The organism is Devosia sp. Leaf420 (assembly GCF_001425445.1).
In the GTDB taxonomy this organism is placed as follows: Bacteria; Pseudomonadota; Alphaproteobacteria; order Rhizobiales; family Devosiaceae; genus Devosia.
Genome location: NZ_LMQU01000012.1, coordinates 143,345 through 161,881 on the forward strand (window position 1 = coordinate 143,345; position 18,537 = coordinate 161,881).

Below are 18,537 nucleotides of genomic sequence, written 5' to 3' on the forward strand. Positions count from 1 at the left end.
CATGCTGTCTGTTGTTGAGAAAACGCCGCTCAGCGTCGACGCCGCTCCGGTGCTGAAAGTCGAAGGCCTCAAGGCCTATTACCAGATGAACTACTTTGGCGTACGCCGGGAGGTTCGGGCGGTCGACGATGTGACGCTGACCATCAAGCGCAACGAGATCTATGGGATTGCTGGGGAGTCCTCCTCGGGGAAATCTTCGCTGATCAAGACCATTGCCGGGGCGATTACGCCGCCGCTGCGGGTGGTCGAGGGCTCGGTCAAGTTCGATTTCGGAGGCAAGGTGCTCGACGTCTATGGTGAGCCGGAGCGGATGAAGAAGGCGCGCTGGCAGCACCTCTCCTATATCATGCAGGGTTCGATGAACGTGCTGAACCCGGTGCGCAAGGTGAAGCACGCGTTTCACGACTTTGCCTTCGAGCATATGGGGCTTTCGGAACGAGCATTTCGGGAGCGGGTGGAAAAGCACCTGCAGCGGATCGGGCTTGATCCGCGGGTGCTTGAATCCTTTCCGCACCAGCTTTCAGGCGGAATGCGGCAGCGATTGACGATCGCGCTGGCGACGGTGTGCGAGCCCGATTTCATCATTGCGGATGAGCCGACGACGGCGCTCGATGTCTTGGTGCAGCAGGATGTGCTGGCGCTGATCAAGGATATCCAGCGGCGCATGGGCGCTTCGATCATCTTCGTGACGCATGACATGACGGTGCATGCCGCGATCGCCGATCGGATCGGCATCGTCTATGCGGGGCGGCTGGTCGAAGAGGGGCCGACGCTCGATGTGTTCAGGCAGCCCCAGCACCCTTATACGGCGCATCTGATTGCGAGCTTGCCAAGGCTCGGCGACAAGACGCGGCGCTCGGCCCTGCCGGGGAAGCCGCCGAACCTTGCCGAGCCGCCGAGTGGCTGCCGGTTTCATCCGCGCTGTCCGCTCGCCATCGACAAATGCAAGACCGATAATCCGCCGCTCGAGAACAGGCTTTCAGGCCGGGTCGCCTGCTGGCGGGCCGGAGAGGTGGCTGCAGCATGAGCGCGCTTCTTGAACTCAATCATGTGAACAAGGACTATGCGGTCGGCGGGTTTCTCGACCGGTCGATCCTTCATGCGGTCAAGGATGTCAGCTTTAAGATCAGCGATACGGCGCCGGAGATCTTCACCATTGTCGGGGAATCCGGCAGTGGCAAGACGACGACGGCGCGGATGATCCTCGGCAATGAGACGCCGACGAGCGGGAGCCTGACCTTTGAGGGGCAGGATATCGCCAAAATTCGCAGCCGGGCGGACAAGCTCAAGTTTATGGCGCGGGTGCAGCCGATTTTCCAGAACCCGTTCGAGGCATTCAATCCGCTCTCGACGCTCGATTATTATCTCTATTCGACGGCTAAGCGGTTTCTGGGGCTAAAGCGCAAGACCGAGATCGAGGCGGAGGTCGACAAGGCGCTCAACCATGTGGGGCTGAGCCTTGCCGAAGTCCGCGGCCGCTATTCGCACGAGCTTTCGGGTGGGCAGTTGCAGCGTATCGCGGTGGCGCGGGCGCTGATACCGGAGCCGAAACTGATCGTGGCGGATGAACCGGTGTCGATGGTCGATGCGTCGCTGAGGATGTCGATTGTCAATCTCTTCCGGGATTTGCGGGATACGCTCGGGGTCTCGATCATCTACATCACCCACGATCTCTCGACGGCCTATTATATCTCGGACCGCGTGATCATCATGCACAAGGGAGATGTGGTGGAGGCGGGGGCGGCGCAGACGGTGCTGGGCAATCCGCAGCACGATTATTCCAGGGCGCTCGCGAGTGCGGTTCTGCCGCCCGATCCGGTTTTGGCGCGGCGGATCATCGAAGAGAAGATGGCGGCGCGGGGCTAGGTCTCCGTCGGGCGGAGAAGGCGGTGGACCGCCTGCACGACTTTGAGGAGTGATGCCGGCTTCTGGATCTGGGTGATGCCGGCAAGGCCGGGCGGGATGATCTCGGTGTCGTAGCCGGTAAGAAAAAGGAACGGGGTCGCTCGTTCGCCGAGATAGGCAGCGAGTCCGAAGCCGGCGCCGGTGCCGAGATTGATGTCGAGAATGGCGGCGTCGGGATGTTCGGTTTCGGCGCTTTCCTTGGCGCGCATTTCGTCGGCGAAGGGGCCGATGACGGTCGCGCCGGCGCGGCGGAGAGCGGTCGAAACGTCGGAGGCGAGGAGGTAGTCGTCTTCCGAGACGAGAATGCGATAGCCGGACAGATTGGGCGCCTGGGCAAGATCGAGACTGCCGCCGTGGACCGAGACGGGGGTGGGCGAGGCGGTGTCGAGAATGCTGGCCTTTTCTGGCAGCGGGAATTCGAGCGTGCAGCGAAGGCCGGTGGGGGAGAATTGCATCTCGCCGGTGCCGTCCAATTCATATGGGATGCGTCGCTCGATCAGTTCGCTGCCAAAGCCGCGACGGCGGGGTTCGCTGAGATCTGTCAGCCCGCTTTCCTGCCAATCGATGTGGAGCCAATCGGTCCCGCGGCGCACCTGCTGGGTCCACCGGATCGTGAGCTTGCCGTGGGGCACGGCGAGGGCGCCATATTTGGCGGCATTGGTGGTGAGTTCGTGAATGGCGAGTGTCAGGACCTCGATGGCCTTGGGGCCGAGTTCGATCGGTGGGCCATCGAGCGTCACCTGCCCAGGCTGGGGCGCGTGGGCCGAAACCTCTTCCTCGATCATCGTCCCCAAAATCGTGCCGGTCTCGGTGCTACGCGTCAGTAGAGCCTGGACGCGGGCGAGGGCGGTGAGGCGGCCGGCGAGGAGGCTTTGGTAGCTCGCGACGCTGTCGGCGGTCGAGGCGGAGCGACTGGCGATGGACCGGATCACCGCCATGATGTTGCGCACGCGATGCTGCAATTCGGCGAGCAACACGGCCTGGTGTTCGGTCGAAATGCGCGCGTCAGTAATGTCGGTCGAAAAGCCTGCGATCCGCTCAACCTGGCCAAGATTGTCGAGAAGCGGAAAACCGGTGCTGCGGATCCAGCGGAAGGCGCCATCCGAGGGGCGGAGGATGCGGTAGTCGTGAACCACGGCTTCCCCGCGCCGGATTGCCGCGACATTGGCCATGACGTCGGGGCGGTCCTCGGGGAGGATCATAGCGTCGAGCGCGCGGGCATCGGCGCGTGCGGCATCCGGCGAAATGCCGAGGACGGTTTCCATGGCCTGACTGGCGAATTCGACGGCAAGCGTTTTGGCATCGCGGATCCAAAGGGCATCGGACGAGGCGTCGGCAAATTTGCGGAAGCGTTCTTCGCTGGCGCGAAGCGCCGCCTGGGCGCGCTTTTGTTCGCTGATGTCCTGGAAAAGCACGGCCACCTGGCGCGTTTCGGGGCGGCCGACGCGGAAGGCGTAGAGATCGAAGGTGCGATCTTCGAGCGCGGAGGAGTTTTCTTCAAAGCGTAGGCTTTCGCCCGTCACCGCGACGCGGTCGTAGATCTCGATCCACTTCTCCTCGATGTCGGGTGTCAATTCCTTGATGGTCTTGCCCGTCGCATCATGGAGGCCATTATGGCGCTCGAAGGCCGCGTTCACCTCGATATAGCGCCAGTCGACGGCTTTCTTGCCGTCGTAGAGCATCTGGATGATGCAATAGCCCTGATCCATGGAGCTGAAGAGCTCGCGGTATTTTTCTTCGTTTTGACGGAGCGCTGCCTCGGCGCGGGCGCGTTCGACGGCGGCCCAGGTGCGCTCGGCCGTCGCCTCGGTCACGGCGACCTCGGTTTCGGTAAAATCATGCGGGCCGGCAAAATGAACGGCGAGGATGGCGACGAGGCCGCCATTTTTAACGAGGGGCACATTGAGCGTAGCGCCAAGGCCGAGGGTGGCGTGGGCGGCTTTTTCTGCGGGGCTCAGGCTTGGGTCGGCCTGGATATCGGGGCGAATGGAGGAGCGCCCGGCGAGGAGGGCGGTCATGAGTTCGATGCCGTAATCGGCGTAGCGATAGCGGCCGGCAAGGCTCGGACCGCGATTGGTCCAATCCCGGGTCAATTGCACATGGACGCCATCGCCGAGGTCTTCGGCATAGGCGACGCGGTCGGCATCGAGTTCGAGGGCAAGGACGCGCTGGGCGACGACCTGGATTTCAACCGGATCGTCGAGCTGGCGGATCGCATCGGTCAGTTTGAGGAGGTAGGCCTCGATCTGAAGCCGGGCCCCGGCCGGTGGTTGGCCGATCACGGATACTGCTTCAGAACGGGCTTTTGAAGGCCGCCATCGTCGGACACCTGATGTTCCTCCGGCGACGCGGGAACAGGGGCATTGCCATAGGGATCGCGGCTGCGTTCGCGTTTTATCTGGCGGGCGGCAAGGGCGTCCGCCTCCGTTTCAGTGTCGGCGACGAGCGCGGCAGCTTTCGCTGCGGGGATGCCGAAGTCTTCTGCGAGAAAACTCACTTCTTCGTCCTTGGGCTGCATGCCGAAACTCCGTGTTGCGATGGGCGATGGATCGAACTGGAAATGTTCGAACATGGCCCGGAGTTGCGCCAGACCATGGCTAGCATGGCGGCGACGGCGGCACGATTACGCAGGTTAATTGGATCGGCGGCGAGTGTGCGTCATCAGGGACTTAACCTGAGGCAGGTGCTGAACCTTCGCGGATTCCCAGCCATTTGCCCGGCATGTCCAAGCCGGCAATCAGGAGGAATTTTTGATGAGCGACACAAGCGTCGACGACGCACCAAAGCGCGCAAGCAAGGATGACAAGGACGGCGATCTGGCAGTGGTCGGCCGGTCGGTCCTCGTCGGCAAGCCGATTGCCGAAGTCTATGAAGGCTGGCGCGACCCAACGCGGTTTCCCGGCTTCATGAAGGCGGTCGAAGCCGTGGAAAAGCGGGGCGAAGACTATCATTGGACGGTCCGCGCGCCGCTCGCGCAAACGGTGACGCTCGTGACCAAGATCACCGAGGACGTGCCGCACAAAACGATTGCCTGGGAATCGACCGAAGACTCCCAGATCAAGACGCGCGGTCGCGTGACGTTCGAGACCGCGCCGGCCGATCGCGGCACCGTGGTGACCGCTGACATCTCCTATGCGCCGCCGGGCGGAGACGTTGGGCGGATCGTCGCCAAGCTCTTTGCGGCCGAGCCTAATATCCAGGCGCGGCACGAGCTCAAGCGCTTCAAGATGCTCATGGAAACCGGCGAAATCGCCACTGGCAGCTTTCACAGCAAACAGAACGAGGAAAACTGATGCGGGCGCTCACTTGGCACGGCAATAACGACGTTCGCGTCGACACTCACCCCGATCCCGAAATTCTCAACCCGCGCGATGCGATCCTGAAAGTGACATCGACCGCCATCTGCGGGTCCGACCTGCACCTTTATGACGGCGTCATTCCCGGCCTGATATCGGGCGATATTCTCGGCCATGAATTCATGGGCGAGGTGGTCGAGGTGGGACCCAAAAGTACGCTCAAGAAGGGCCAGCGCGTCGTCGTGCCTTTCACCATTTCCTGTGGTGGATGCTTCCACTGCAAGAAGGGTCAGTTTTCGGCGTGCGACAATTCCAATCCAGCGGAAAAGCAGGATGCGAGCGAAAAGCTCTACGGACATGGCATGGGGGCAGCATTTGGCTACACGCACCTGACCGGTGGCTATGCCGGCGGACAGGCGGAATATGTGCGCGTGCCGTTTTCCGATGTTGGGCCGATCGTCATTCCCGATGAGCTGGGCGACGAGGATGTGCTCTTTCTTTCCGATATCCTGCCGACGGGCTGGATGGCGGCGGAGAATGCAGAAATCGAGCCGGGCGATACCGTTGCCGTCTGGGGCGCGGGACCGGTTGGGCTCTTTGCGGTGCAAAGCGCCGTCATCATGGGCGCGGCGCAGGTGATCGTCATCGATCACCACGAGCATCGGCTGGAATTGGCCAAGCAATTTGGCGCCAAGACCATCAATTTCGAAAAGACGCATGTGCGCGAGGCATTGATGGAGATGACCGCGGGCATCGGGCCTGATGCGGTGATCGACGCTGTGGGCATGGAAGCCCATGGGTTTGTGGTCGATAATGTTCTCGACCTCGTCAAACAGAAGATCGCGCCGGGTGCGGATCGCGGCCATGCCTTGCGGCAGGCGCTGCTGGCGTGCCGGAAGGGCGGGCGGGTTTCTGTGCCCGGCGTCTATGGCGGCATGCTCGACAAGTGGCCGCTTGGCGCGATGATGGAAAAGGGCCTGACCATCAAGGGCGGCCAGACCCATGTGCAGCGCTATACCGGGGATCTGCTGCGGCGCATCATGGAGAAGGAAATCGATACGACCTTCCTGATCAGCCACCGGTTGTCGCTCGAAGAAGCGCCGATGGGCTACAAGAACTTCCACGACAAGCAAAACGAATGGACCAAGGTCGTGTTGCGGCCCTGATCGATGAAGCGGCCGGCGCTGATGCTCCGGCCGCTTCGCCATTTGAATATGTCGACGATGCCGTGGTCTAGGCGGGATGATCTGAGATGTGGCAGGCAGCTTCGAGCGTGCCCCGCCGTTCCCTTCAAGAGACCAGTGGAGAGAACGATGTCGACACCAACAGAAATCTACGTCACCGGATTGCGCAACGCTCACGCCATGGAACAACAGGCGCTGGCGATTATGCGCCAGCAGGTCGAGCGCATCGAGCATTATCCGGACGTCGAGGCGAAGAAGTGACGGCGGTCTTCATTGATGGCATTCGGCAATGAGCGAGCCTGACAGGCGGTCCGAAACCGACAAGGTGATTGTCGATAGCGCGCAGGGGAAGGCTGAACGTCTTCTCCTCGGGACCAATCCCTATGGCAGCATGCTGCGGATTTTTGGCGTCGTACTGGCGTTTATCCTGATTGCCGGCACGGTGTTTTATGTGGTGGGTCAATAATTACGCGCCCCACACTCAACAAATGTTAGCGCGGACAGAGCCGATCCTGCTGTAGGTTAAACGCTCAAGTCTTGGCCCTTTGGGCTTCCACCGACGGAGGAATGACCAATGGATCTCGAGGGAAAACGGATCCTGGTCGTCGAGGACGATTTCTACCTCGCCGATGAAATGTGCCAGGATTTGCGCCGCCAGGGCGCGATCGTTCTCGGACCGGCGCCGACTCCTTTTTATGCCATGCAATTGCTGGGGCGGCGCGGTGTCGATGGTGCAGTGCTCGATGTACGCCTGCACGGCACAACAGTGTTCAGCCTCGCCGATGAACTGACGCGCCGGGGCACGCCGATCATCTTTGCAACGGCCTTTGGCGATGAGGCGATGCCAGAGCGTTACAAGGGCAAGCCGCGGCTGACCAAGCCCTATGATCGCTCGCGGCTGATCGAAGCTATTCTCGAAATGGGAAACAGGCGGCAAGCTGAGCCGGTGGCGCAGCCCCGGATCATGGCGCGGAGCGCCGCAGACGATAACCGGGATGCAGATCCTCGGACGCGCATGATGCGCGCGATCTGCGTGACGATGCGGCGCTCCTACGAAGCGGCTAGCGCGCGTCAGTGAGATAAGCTGGCGAGAAGCCGGCAATGCGCTGCAGCTCCGCCTGATCGAGCAGATTGATCCGCGCACCGACGGTGCGGACAAGTCCGCGGCGGCGCAATTCCTGCAAGGTGCGATTGACGTGAACGGCCGAGAGGGCGAGGTAAGCGCCCATATCGGCCTGCGTCATGTTCAGAAGAAATTGCGCATGATCGGCAAGGCGCACGCGGCGCAGGCGGAATTCGAGCTCGCAAAGAAAATGCGCCATGCGCTCGAGCGCTGTGCGATGGCCGATCGAGAGCAGCAACTCCTCGGTGACGGCGGTGTCGATCGAAAGATTGGCGAGCAGGGCCGCCAGAATATTGGGATAGTGCTCGCAGAGGGTGATGACCTCTTCCATCGGCGCGCGCATCACCGTGCATGGGGTGACGGCGCAGAGGGTGGAGAGTGTCATGTGCCCGGTGACGATGGCATAGCAACAGATATCGCCGGGCACGACCATCGACATCAGCCGGCGCACACCGTCTTCCATAGTGCGCTGGCGAAAGACCATACCGCTCGATAGGAGGCAGAGGTCTCTGCGGCTATCGATGCTGCCGTCTGCGGGGACGTTTTGCCGGGTCCATGAGAGGCCGGCAAGGGCCGCGACCTCGTTGTTTTTCAAGAGGCCCGTTTCCCAGAGGCGCTTGAATATAACAGGCCCGGGCATAGGCGTTTCGAATGGCTTTACATTGCTGGCGAGCATTATCGGTCCAATCATTCCCCCTATTGAGTACAACTCCGAATGCGCGCGATCGGAGCAAGAGTTTTCTGAATTGGTCTGAGAGACAAATGTGACTAACGCAGGTTAGATGGACGACAATCTATTTAGATCGATTTCGAGGACGCTAATGCCTTGTTTAACCTATGTGAATTGCACGGCGCGCAACGGCCTATAGGGTCAAGTCCAGATACGAAGAATCATGGGCTTGCCGTTGAAAACGAACAATAATTCTGGGGTGGAAAGCGGGTGCCCCGGCTGCGGGATGACGTGGTTCACGCAATGCGTAACGCTTCGGGCGCGACCTGAATGAGGGGCGCGCTTCGTCCAACCCTGAGCCCGGGGGAAATCTGGCACCGCCGATTGACCGATTTGATGGATCTTTCCGAGGGTGCACGCGCTGCGGTGCGCGATGCCGTATCGGCGCCACGCAGCTATCAATCGCGCGAGCATATCGTGCGGGACGGGTTGGAAGATACGGCTGTGCGCGTGCTGCTGTCGGGTTTCGCCTGCCGCTACAAATACCTGCCGGATGGCAGCCGGCAGATCACGACATTCATTGTGCCGGGCGACATTTGCGACTTTGGTTTTCTCTCCGATAGCCCGGCATCGCAGAGCGTCGTGACGCTCTCGCATAGCACTGTGGGCATGGTCGATCTCGATCGGCTAGCGGGGATCGTCGAGCAATATCCCGAGGTGATGACGGCGATCCTGCGCTGCGCTGCGATCGAGCATGGGGCGACCAATGAACTGCTGGTCAGCCTTGGTGGGCGCAACGCGTTGCACCGAGTCAGCCATCTCCTTTGCGAGATGCACTTCCGGCTCAATAAGGCGGGGCTGGTGCGCGAGGATGGCAGCTTCGACCTGCCGCTGACGCAGGCGGAACTGGGGGAGGCACTCGGGCTTTCGACGGTGCACGTCAATCGCACGGTGCAGGTGTTGCGCCGGCTGGGTCTTGCGACATGGAGGGACAAGGTTGTGACACTGCCGGACCCCGAGGGGATGCGGTCGCTGTGCTCGTTCGATCCTGGATATTTGCAGGCCCGGTAGGCGGTTATCCTACGCCTTTGGGCTATTGAGGGCTCGATCCGCCGGTCAAAACCTCAGCCCAACGTGACGATTGGCTCGCCTCACGGGCAGCATCGGTCGCGAGGCCGATCAGCAGCGTTTCGACGGCGGATGGCGCGGGTGTCTCAGTCAATGGCAGGCGAAAAAGCTTGGCGCCGGTTTTGACGTGGATCTGTCCATGCTCGACGAAATAGGTCGCGTGATAGGACCTGCCTTCGTGCTCGATGGTCAAATCGCGAACCAGATTTGCCTCAATCATCGCCTTGCTCCTCAAGCGCCGTGGCGCTGCCGTGCTTTGCGATATGCGAGGGCGCATATCGCATGAGAGAAGCGACCTTGAATTTGGCCGATCTTGCAGCGTCATCAAGCAAGAACCAAACCCAAGGTCGTTGGCAGAACTTTGGGCGAAAGGCTTGAGTTCCGCCATCCACTTTCGGGTTATCGTAGGATAACAGACGTGGTCTTCAGCGTGGTGTCGTGCCCCACCAGATCAGCGCGATCGCGGCGGCGGCAATCGCTGCAATGACGAGGATATAGACGAGGAGGCCGCTGGCGCCACCGCGGCGGGTGAGGTCGCTTCGGTCACGCTCGGGCTTGAAGGCGGTGGCGGTGCCGCCGGCCTGGGCATCGGTTGGCAAAGGCGCGGCGGCGGGATCGGGGAACGCGACCTTATCGCCGGTGCGGCCGGCATCGATGCTGGCGCGCAGTTCCTCGCCGCCTGCTTGATGGCGTGGCTTTGGGTGGAGCGGGATGATGCGGTCGGACATTGTGGGCCTCCAGTCTAAGAAGGCCAATGCGAGGAGCAGCGGGCTGTTCCGCTGTTTATCAGGGGTCGTAAAAGCTTAGCCGACGCGGCGGACGCTGCCGCGGATGGTAAGGCGGCAGCCGAGTTCGAGGCGGTGGGCTGGCGGATTAAGGAGCGCATTGACGATGCGCCGCTCAAGGAGATGCAAGGCTTCGGCCCCCATATGCTCGAGGGGGACGCTGACGGTGGTCAGCGAGGGTGAAGTGAATTCGCCGAGGGCGACACCGTCGAATCCGACTATGGAAACGTCCTGCGGCATGCGGATGCCGGCGCGGTGGAGGGCCGTGATGGCGCCTAGGGCGAGGTTATCGGCGGCGCAAAAAATGGCGGTGATGCCGCCGAGCCCATCATGGTCTTTGAGCCAGTGCTCGATGGCCGCTGCGCCGTATTCGGGCAGATAGCCATCGGCAAAATGGACCTGGGCCCCGTCGATTGCGATATTATTGGCGCGGAAGGCATCGATAAAACCGTCGCGGCGGCGGCGGATGGTGGAGCGGCCTTCCCAGGTGAGATGCATGATCTGGCTATGGCCCTGGCCGATCAGCCAATTGGTGGCGTAACGCGCGGCGAAGCGATTGCCGGGGGTAACGCTGTCGATCTGCATTTCGTGGTCTTCGCCATTCATCAGGACAGCGGGAATGCGGGCAGCGGCGATGTCGTGGAGGAGCTCGGGGCGATCGTCGTTGAGGATAAGGACGCCATCGACCTCCTGGCTCTGGGCCTTTTCGACGATCTTTGCGCCATCGGCCATTTCGGGGCCAATTTCCATGGGGATGACACGAATTGCACGGCGCTCGCATTCGCGCGTGAGGGCGCTGAGAAGGGTCCAGGAATAGAGGTTGTGCTCGTTGTGGGGGAGCGTGTCGGTGGGCACGGCGAGGAGGACGCTGCGGAGTACAGCGATCGCCGCTTTTTCGCGACGGCGGGCGAGATAGCCGAGGGCATTGGCGGCGTTGAGGACGCGCTCGCGGACTTCGGCGGAAATGGGGGCAGTGCCATTGAGGACATGGGAGACGGTCGAGACAGCGACGTCGGCTGCCTCGGCGATGTCCTTGACGCCGACTTTTCGGCTTGGGTCTCTTACCACGCGTGTTGCCCCGCTGCATCGAGGGGCGGACCACACTCGATTGTCGCCCCGGCGAAGGCCGGGGTCCATCTTGAGATCTCGGGATGGATCCCGGCTCAAGGCCGGGATGACATCCAGTGGAGGGAAGGGCACCGGGCTTAATTAAGCCCGAGTGTCCTCAGAACTCCGGATCGTAGTTGAAGTATATGGGATTCGACAGGGCGACCATGTTCTGGCTTTGCGCCATGGAATTGGGGACTTCGGGATAGGGAGCCTGGGGGCCTTCGATTTCGACGCGATAGTAGCTTCGGTCCGTGGGCGATGGGATATCGGTGAAGCGGACCGTGCGGGTGGTGGCGTCGGTGAGAAGGGTCGCGAAATCGCTGCGGTTCTTGATGACGCGGACTTGGTAATTGGCGCCGGGGATACCGCCGCCCGAGAGGCGGACTTCGAAGGTGACGGGGGCGCCCGTAGGGATGGCGTTATCGCCCATCATCATGTCGAATTGGCCGGCACCCGTCGTGTCGGCGAGGAGTTCGACGCGCGGGTTGTAGGGGTTGGAGCTGACGGAGGCGCGGCCTTGTTTGAGGGCCGCGAGGATTGCTGGCTTGCTGCGGTCGGCGGCGAAAATCCAGGTGGTGGGCGTGCCGACGTAGTTGCCTGACCGCTCGATGGTCAGGGGGACGATGAGGGCCGGATCATCGGGCATGCCATGGTGGGAATCGCTGCCGCCGCGGGCGCCGAGCATGCGGCCGGAGAGGAGCTGATCGTCCCAGATGCGCACGCTTGGGATATTCTTTGGCCAGATGCTGGTGTTCCAGATCTCGACGCTGTCGGCGAGGTCGAAAGAGAACCCATAATGGTTCTTGTGGTGCGGGTGATTGGCGGACCAGTGAATGCCGAGGTCTTGCTTGAGTTTGAGAAGGTCCCAATCCCGCGCGTTGCGGGCGTCGAAGATGGCTTGATGGTCGTAGGGCTCGGCCGAGAGAATGTTGACGTGGCCGCGGGGGGCGGTGAGTTCGGCGCCGTAAAAGAGGAGGACGCTTTCGGAGGTGTATTCGGGATCGGCCCAGGTGTTTTGGGCGACGGCGCCCTGGACGTGGACGTCATGGTCGGTGATGGCGAGATAATCGAAGCCGAACTGTTCCGCGAAACTGATGATGCGGGATTGGGGGTTATTGGAGCTGTCGGTCGAGTGGCGGCAGTGCATGTGCCAATCGCCCTTGAGCCAGACGCCGTTCTCGACGCCGAGGAGCGGGGGGAGGGTGCTGGGGAGAGGTGGGATCATGGCGGGGCTCGGTGTTTGGGGGACCCCCACCTAGCCTCCCCCTGGGAGGGGCAGGGACGGAGCGGGGCTCACGTTGATCTTGTTCTCATCTACCCACCGCGTGTCATCCCTGCGCACGCGGGGATCCAACTTGAGATCTCGGGATGGGCCCCGGCCTTCGCCGGGGTGACAATCGAGGGTGGGTCAGGGCGGGCTCAGCCCAAAGCGATGGTTTTGATTTCGAAGGGTTTGAAGGTCAGGTCGATGGTTTTGGCGCTCTCGGCCAGCGTGGACGTGTCCGCTTCGTAGAGATCGGTTTCGCTGATCCTTGTGGCGTTCGGCAGCGTCAGGGTGACGGTGCCGGCCTTATTCTGGGTTTCCCAGAGGCGGAGGACCGTGCGCTGGCCGTCTTCGCTTTGCTTGACGGTTTCGATGGCGATCTGGTCGCTTGAGAGTGTGGCGAGGGAAGTGAGGGTCGGTGCGGCAGTGGCTGAACCGGCGAGGAGGCGCAGGGGCTGGTTGAAAGCGGTGGCGGCGTTGTGGACGGTTTGCAGATCGCCGGCGTGGACGAGGAGGGCGTAGCGGAGGCGATGCTCGCCTTGGTCGGCTTCGGGCCAGGGGAAGACCGGGGATTTGACCAGGGTCAGGCGCAGGGTCGAGCCCTTGGCGTCATAGCCATATTTGCAATCGTTGAGCGCGGCGACGCCGAAGCCGGCCTCGCTGAGATCGACCCAGCGGTGCATCGAGGTTTCGAAGCGTGCTTTATCCCACGACGTATTGGCGTGGGTGGGGCGGGTGAGGTGGCCGAACTGGGTTTCGGCGCGGCTGACATCGGTGCGGATGGCGAGCGGGAAGCCGGTCTTGAGGAGCGTCTGGTGCTCGTGCCAATCGATCATGGTGTCGAATTCGAGCTGGGCCGCGTCGGCGGCAAGCGAGATCACCTGGACGATGCGGGAGTTCTCATAGGTCCACTCGAAGCGGATGGCGGCGCGCCAGGGGCCGGTTTCGACGACATTGGCCGAGACCAGGGTGTCGACGGGCCAGGACTGGTCTTCGACATAGTCATCGATGTCCCAGGCGTCGAAATCGATCGGGATATCGCGATGGGCAACGAAGCTGTTTCCGAGCTTGCCGGGCTGGAGGGCTTCGCGATTGCGGATTTTGTCGAAGAGGGAGGTGAGCTGGCCACGGGTGTTGAACGTGGCGCGGAGGGTGGGGTTTTCGAGATGGGTGGGGGAGACGGAGAGCGTGGTTTCGGGGGCGGAAGCCGTCGCCTCAGTAAAGGTCAGGGCAGTGGCGGAGAGGGGCGCGAAACCGGCGGAGGGAGCTACGGTTTCGGTTGAGCCGTCGGCGCGGGTGATGGTCTGGGCCGTAATGGTCTCACCGGAGACGGCGATGGCCGATGTGCCGGCGGGCAGCGTCAGCAGATCAGTGCGCGTAAGGCTCGTGGAATTGAGGACCGTGTAGGTGCCGGCTGTCGCGAGGGGCGCGGCGAGTTGGTCGCGAAGGGCTGCGGCTTCGGCGAAGAAGGCGGCGTAGTCGCGGTCGCTGTCTTCGTAGACGAAGCCGATCGAGGTTCCGGGAAGGATGTCGTGGAACTGGTTGAGGAGGACCGTCTTCCAGAGCCGCTCCAGCGTGTCCTTGGGGTAGGCGATGCCATGCCGGCTCGCGAGGACGGCGAGAACCTCGAGATCGTGGAGCGTCTGTTCGGCGAGGCGATTGTTGCGCTTGTTCTTGGCGACCGAGGTGAGGGTGCCGCGGTGATATTCGAGATAAAGCTCGCCGACCCAGCTTGGGAACGCCTCGGGCTCGCGGTTCATGCGCTCGACGAGGCGCTTGAAATAGGGTGCCATGGGCTCGTGTTTGATCTTGGGGCAGCCGGGAATGCCGCGCTCCATGCGGCGGACATTTTCGAGCATGCCGCGGGTGGGCCCGCCGCCGCCATCGCCGTGGCCATAGACGAGGAAGAGCTCGTCGTGGAGACCCTGCTGGCTGAAACGCTTCCAGGTGCCCATGACGTGGCTGGGGACGAGATCGGGGCAATAGGTGGTGTTGATCCCATCATATTCGTAACGCTGGGTCGTGAGGAAATAGGCCGGGACCTTGGTGCCATCCAAACCCTGCCAGAAGAAGATTTCATGCGGCATGCGGTTGGTGTCGTTCCAGCTCATCTTGTGGGTGATGAAGACTTCAAGGCCGGCCAGGGCCATGAGCTGGGGGAGGGCAGCGGTGTAGCCAAAAGTGTCTGGCAGCCAGACGATTTTTGGCGTCACGCCGAACTTGTCCTGGTGGTACTTTACGCCCTTGGTGATGTGGCGGACGAGGCTTTCGCCCGAGGCGATGACGACGTCGGGTTCGAGCCAAAGCGCGCCTTCGATCTCGAAGCGGCCGGCTTCGACCTGACTTTCGATGCGGGTGAACAGCTCGGGATAGTCCTCTTCGAGATAATCGAGCAGCACGCCCTGATTATACATGAAGCGGTAGTCGTCATATTCGTCCATCAGCGAGAGGGCATTGGCCATGGAACGCGCCATTTTCTGGCGGGTTTCGCGCACGCGCCAGAGCCAGGCGACGTCGATATGGGTGTGGCCGGTGGCGACGATCTCGGGCATGGCATCGGCGTCGGCCTCGGCGTAGAGGGCGTCGGCGCGGGTGCGTGCGGCTTCCAGGCTCGCGGTGAAACGTTCGGGATTGCCGGGGCGCAGGTCGATGAGGTCCACGGCTTCATCGATATGGCGGAGGAGGCGGGCGCGGCGGGCATCGTCGGGCTTGAGGAGCCGGGCGATGTCGAGCGGGACCTTTAGGTCGTAGTAGACGATTTCGGCGAGGCGATCGAGTGTGACCAGTTCGACGGCAAAGCCGAGCTGGCGGCGGTTTTCGATGGTGCCGGCCTCGATGAGGATGTCGATCGTTTCGCCGCCGGTCGCCTTGGAGGTGATGCGGAATTCACGGTGATTGCCATCGCCGCCGCTGGCGATCTTGCCGTTTAGGCGAACGAGAAGCTGCGGATCGCTGCGGCCCATGACGGAGCCGAACTGGGCCTCCACGCGGCCGAAGACGGGTTTGCCGGCCATTTCCTGAGGCAAGGTGACGGAGCCGCCGAACCAATAATAGCCATCGGGCTCGCCCCAGACGAGGTTCTGGTCGACGTCGGTCCATTCGCTGCGGTCTTCGAGTGCGGCTAGGTTGCGTTCGCCATTTTCGGCCTGCCGGTGCTTGAGCGGCACGAAGATGCCGGAGCGCTGGAAGATGCGCTCGCGGAGCACGGCGAGCAGGCGGTCGAGCTTGGCAATACGGGGCATGGGCAGACTTTTTCAATGGGACGCTGTGATTCAATTGACGGGTAGCGATAGCGAAAAACTATGGCGAGCGCGCGATAAAAACGTTGCAATGCCGAGATTTCAGCGGTTTTCCGCTTGTCGTTTCGGTGTCACAGTTTTGCTCTATCGCAGCGCCACTTTTCCCTTTTCAATTGGCCCGCCATGCACGCCCTAGACGCCACAGTATTGAGTAATGCTCGTATCGTTCTTGCCGATGGCATCCACGAAGGCGCGGTCGAAATCGCGGGCGGGGTCATCACCGATATCGGTTCGGCGAGCCGGCGCGGCACGGATCTGAACGGCGATTATCTCATTCCGGGGCTGGTGGAACTGCACACCGACCACCTGGAGACGCACTATGCGCCGCGGCCGAAAGTGCGGTGGCACCCGGTGGCGGCGGTGCAGGCGCATGACGCCCAGATCGCGGCTTCCGGCATTACCACGGTGTTCGACGCCATTCGCGTCGGGATCGACGAGCATGCCGATATGGGCGCGGTGGAGCTGCGGATCTTGGCCGATGCAGTGACGGCGGGCGTCAATGCCGGGCGGCTGCGGGCGGATCACCTGATCCACCTCCGCTGCGAGGTTTCGGCGCCGGATTGCCTCGAAAGTTTCGAGCAAATCATGGACCACCCGCTGGTGCGGCTGGCCTCGCTGATGGACCACGCGCCGGGCCAACGGCAGTTTGCGAGCCCGGATGCCTACAAGGTCTATTATCAGGGCAAGCTCAAGATGACAGACGATGAACTCGCCGAGTTCATCGCCAGACGATCATATGAATCTAGGACTTACTCGGACAAGCACCGCAAGGCATTGGCAGCGCTGAGCGCGGAGCGGGGCATTGCGCTGGCAAGCCACGACGATGCGACCAAGGCGCATGTGGACGAGGCCGTGGCGCTGGGCATCCGCATTGCCGAGTTTCCGACGACGTTTGAAGCCGCGCAGGCTTCGCGCGATGCGGGCATGGCCATCCTGATGGGCGGGCCTAATGTGGTGCGCGGCGGATCGCATTCGGGCAATGTTTCGGCACGCGATCTGGCGGCGGCGGGGCTCCTCGATATTTTGTCGTCCGACTACATTCCATTCTCGATGCTGCAATCGGCATTTTGCCTTGCCGAAGAGGTGCCGGGGATAAGTTTGCCGGACGCGATCGGTTTTGTGACCAAGCGCCCGGCCGAGGCGGCGGGGCTCGATGATCGCGGTGAGATTGCCGTGGGCAAGCGCGCGGACCTCGTCCATGTGCGGGTCGAAGAGGGCATTCCGATCGTCATGACCGTGTGGCGGCAGGGGCGTCGGGTTATATGAGCGGAACTATCGTCGCCGTCGTGGGCTCGAGTGGCGCTGGCAAGGACAGCGTCATGAACTTTGCGCGCGAGCGGCTGGGCGATGAGATCTGCACCGTAAGGCGCGTGGTGACGCGGCCGGCCGATGGCGGCAGCGAGGATCATGACAGCCTCTCGGAGGCAGAGTTTTTGGCCGCGGAGAGCCAGGGCGAATTTGCGCTGAGCTGGGAGGCGCATGGGCTGCATTATGGGCTGCCGGTGTCGCTCGATCGGGATCTTGGCGAGGGGCGGGTGGTTGTCGCCAACCTCTCGCGGGCGGTGATCCCGGACCTGTTGCGGCGCTATCCGACGGCGCTGGTGGTCGAGGTCTGGGCGGAGCCGGAAGTTGTCGCGAAGCGGCTGGCCGGGCGCGGACGGGAAGATGCCGGGGAAATCCGGCGGCGGATGGACCGGAGCGTCGGGGTGAGACTGCCAGCGAGCACGGTGCGGATTGATAATTCGGGCGCGCTGGATGTGGCTGGGGAGCAGTTTGTGGGGCTGCTGAGGGATCTGTTGCGGGTCGGGGTTAGGGCTTAGCCTTTTTGGGCCGGCGCTTTTGGCTCCACCCCCTCCCTTCCTCCCCCATCTAGGGGGAGGTGTCGTATCCAGTTTTTGGCACTATCTGTTCAAAGCCACAGATATGCACCTCCCCCTTGATGGGGGAGGGTGGGAGGGGGTGTTCTATAGCCCTAGTTTCAAACCACCAATTCCATGCGCTCCGCCGGAAAGCGGCTCAGCGCGTAGGAGAGCGGATTGCTGTCGGGGTCGGCGTTGACTGCTTCGGAAACCAAGACGATCGCGCCGGGGGCGAGGCCCAGAAGCCGGGTTTCTTCGACGTCGGCGTGGCGGGCGGAGATGCGGGTGGTGGCGCGGACGTAGTCGGGGAAACCGTAGCTTTCGAAGGCGCGTGTGATCGAATTGAGCTCGGTGAGGCGGGCGGCGAAATCTGGAAATTGGCGATAGGCGAGCCAGGTGGTGGAGCGCGAGAGCGGCACGCCATCGGCGAGCGAAACCGCTTCGAGCCGCACGACCTTGGCGCCGGGTTTGAGGCCGAGGGCTTCGGCGACCTGGGCGCTGGCGTTATCGATGCGGTCGCCCAGGGTGTTGGTGACGACGGTGTTCGCCTGGCCCTTGAGGCCTTCGCGGAATCTGGTGCGCTTGCCGATGGGGTAGCTGAGGCGGCGAATACTTCTTACGAAAGTGCCGCGGCCTTGTTCGGCGATGACGACGCCTTCTTCGGCCAGCACCGCGAGGGCGCGGCGAACCGTGTGGCGGTTGGCGGAAAAGCGTTCGGAAAGAAGGGCTTCGGTGGGGAGGCGATCGCCATTGGCGAGTTTGCCGCCGACGATATCGAGGCGGATGGCATCGGCGATCTGACGCCAGAGGGCGACGCCGCCGGCAGTTGAATGCGATTTTGTCATTGCACTTTCACACGAGAAGCGTAGAGCGGAACGAGTGAGATTAGTTGTCTAGTTTATTAGACAAATCGA

At 62.3% G+C, this 18,537-nt stretch carries 19 protein-coding genes; 10 read left to right on the plus strand and 9 right to left on the minus strand.

Annotated features, from left to right (window positions below; all coding sequences use genetic code 11):
- Window position 1 precedes the first annotated feature (1 nt).
- Both ASG47_RS14005 and ASG47_RS14010 read left to right on the plus strand, forming a co-directional pair.
- A complete protein-coding gene (locus ASG47_RS14005) occupies window positions 2-1,027 on the plus strand; it encodes an ABC transporter ATP-binding protein (protein WP_061910055.1) in 1,026 nt (341 codons plus the stop codon).
- A complete protein-coding gene (locus ASG47_RS14010) occupies window positions 1,024-1,866 on the plus strand; it encodes an ABC transporter ATP-binding protein (RefSeq protein ID WP_061910057.1) in 843 nt (280 codons plus the stop codon). The genes ASG47_RS14005 and ASG47_RS14010 overlap by 4 nt, the downstream gene beginning before the upstream one ends.
- Here the strand turns inward: ASG47_RS14010 and ASG47_RS14015 are convergent.
- Window positions 1,863-4,187, minus strand: coding sequence for an HWE histidine kinase domain-containing protein (locus ASG47_RS14015; protein WP_061910059.1), 2,325 nt, complete (start codon window positions 4,185-4,187; stop codon window positions 1,863-1,865). The two genes, ASG47_RS14010 and ASG47_RS14015, sit on opposite strands and share 4 nt — an antisense overlap.
- Complete coding sequence (locus ASG47_RS14020) at window positions 4,184-4,477, minus strand: hypothetical protein (protein ID WP_061910061.1); 294 nt, start codon at window positions 4,475-4,477, stop codon at window positions 4,184-4,186. The genes ASG47_RS14015 and ASG47_RS14020 overlap by 4 nt, the downstream gene beginning before the upstream one ends.
- A 181-nt stretch (window positions 4,478-4,658) precedes the next feature.
- Here ASG47_RS14020 and ASG47_RS14025 point away from each other — a divergent pair, with 181 nt between their 5' ends.
- The 5 genes from ASG47_RS14025 (at window position 4,659) to ASG47_RS14035 (ending at window position 7,463) form a co-directional block, all read left to right on the plus strand.
- Window positions 4,659-5,198 (plus strand): SRPBCC family protein, encoded by a 540-nt coding sequence (locus ASG47_RS14025; protein WP_061910063.1) that lies wholly within the window; start codon window positions 4,659-4,661, stop codon window positions 5,196-5,198.
- On the plus strand, window positions 5,198-6,367 hold the full coding sequence (locus ASG47_RS14030; RefSeq protein ID WP_061910066.1) for a zinc-dependent alcohol dehydrogenase: 1,170 nt from the start codon (window positions 5,198-5,200) through the stop codon (window positions 6,365-6,367). Before ASG47_RS14025 ends, ASG47_RS14030 begins: the two co-directional genes overlap by 1 nt.
- A gap of 147 nt (window positions 6,368-6,514) precedes the next feature.
- Entirely contained in the window at window positions 6,515-6,646 is a 132-nt protein-coding gene (locus tag ASG47_RS20395; protein WP_082461284.1) for a DUF892 family protein, read from the plus strand.
- A gap of 28 nt (window positions 6,647-6,674) precedes the next feature.
- Complete coding sequence (locus ASG47_RS20720; protein WP_156352194.1) at window positions 6,675-6,851, plus strand: hypothetical protein; 177 nt, start codon at window positions 6,675-6,677, stop codon at window positions 6,849-6,851.
- A gap of 108 nt (window positions 6,852-6,959) precedes the next feature.
- Entirely contained in the window at window positions 6,960-7,463 is a 504-nt protein-coding gene (locus ASG47_RS14035) for a response regulator (protein ID WP_061910068.1), read from the plus strand.
- Here the strand turns inward: ASG47_RS14035 and ASG47_RS14040 are convergent.
- Window positions 7,447-8,184: a Crp/Fnr family transcriptional regulator gene (locus ASG47_RS14040; RefSeq protein WP_061910070.1), complete on the minus strand. Its 738-nt coding sequence runs from the start codon at window positions 8,182-8,184 to the stop codon at window positions 7,447-7,449. The genes ASG47_RS14035 and ASG47_RS14040 overlap by 17 nt on opposite strands.
- A gap of 378 nt (window positions 8,185-8,562) precedes the next feature.
- On the opposite strand from ASG47_RS14040, the gene ASG47_RS14045 reads away from it, so the two are divergent.
- Complete coding sequence (locus ASG47_RS14045; RefSeq protein ID WP_162236116.1) at window positions 8,563-9,249, plus strand: Crp/Fnr family transcriptional regulator; 687 nt, start codon at window positions 8,563-8,565, stop codon at window positions 9,247-9,249.
- Between the two features lie 22 nt (window positions 9,250-9,271).
- Here the strand turns inward: ASG47_RS14045 and ASG47_RS14050 are convergent, their stop codons facing one another.
- The 5 genes from ASG47_RS14050 to ASG47_RS14070 all read right to left on the minus strand — a co-directional run bounded on the left by ASG47_RS14050 (window position 9,272) and on the right by ASG47_RS14070 (window position 15,707).
- Window positions 9,272-9,526, minus strand: a complete 255-nt coding sequence (locus ASG47_RS14050; RefSeq protein WP_061910075.1) for a hypothetical protein — start codon at window positions 9,524-9,526, stop codon at window positions 9,272-9,274.
- A 205-nt stretch (window positions 9,527-9,731) separates the two neighbouring features.
- Complete coding sequence (locus tag ASG47_RS14055) at window positions 9,732-10,034, minus strand: hypothetical protein (protein ID WP_061910077.1); 303 nt, start codon at window positions 10,032-10,034, stop codon at window positions 9,732-9,734.
- Between the two features lie 75 nt (window positions 10,035-10,109).
- Complete coding sequence (locus ASG47_RS14060; protein ID WP_061910079.1) at window positions 10,110-11,159, minus strand: LacI family DNA-binding transcriptional regulator; 1,050 nt, start codon at window positions 11,157-11,159, stop codon at window positions 10,110-10,112.
- A 157-nt stretch (window positions 11,160-11,316) separates the two neighbouring features.
- A complete protein-coding gene (locus ASG47_RS14065; protein ID WP_061910081.1) occupies window positions 11,317-12,426 on the minus strand; it encodes a CehA/McbA family metallohydrolase in 1,110 nt (369 codons plus the stop codon).
- A gap of 194 nt (window positions 12,427-12,620) precedes the next feature.
- A complete protein-coding gene (locus tag ASG47_RS14070; RefSeq protein ID WP_061910083.1) occupies window positions 12,621-15,707 on the minus strand; it encodes an alpha-mannosidase in 3,087 nt (1,028 codons plus the stop codon).
- A gap of 180 nt (window positions 15,708-15,887) precedes the next feature.
- Between ASG47_RS14070 and ASG47_RS14075 the strand changes: the two genes are divergently transcribed.
- Both ASG47_RS14075 and phnN read left to right on the plus strand, forming a co-directional pair.
- Entirely contained in the window at window positions 15,888-17,030 is a 1,143-nt protein-coding gene (locus ASG47_RS14075; protein ID WP_061910085.1) for an alpha-D-ribose 1-methylphosphonate 5-triphosphate diphosphatase, read from the plus strand.
- On the plus strand, window positions 17,027-17,584 hold the full coding sequence (gene phnN, locus ASG47_RS14080; RefSeq protein WP_061910087.1) for a phosphonate metabolism protein/1,5-bisphosphokinase (PRPP-forming) PhnN: 558 nt from the start codon (window positions 17,027-17,029) through the stop codon (window positions 17,582-17,584). Before ASG47_RS14075 ends, phnN begins: the two co-directional genes overlap by 4 nt.
- A gap of 158 nt (window positions 17,585-17,742) precedes the next feature.
- On the opposite strand, the gene phnF is transcribed toward phnN, so the two are convergent.
- A complete protein-coding gene (gene phnF, locus ASG47_RS14085; protein ID WP_061910089.1) occupies window positions 17,743-18,468 on the minus strand; it encodes a phosphonate metabolism transcriptional regulator PhnF in 726 nt (241 codons plus the stop codon).
- Window positions 18,469-18,537 lie beyond the last annotated feature (69 nt).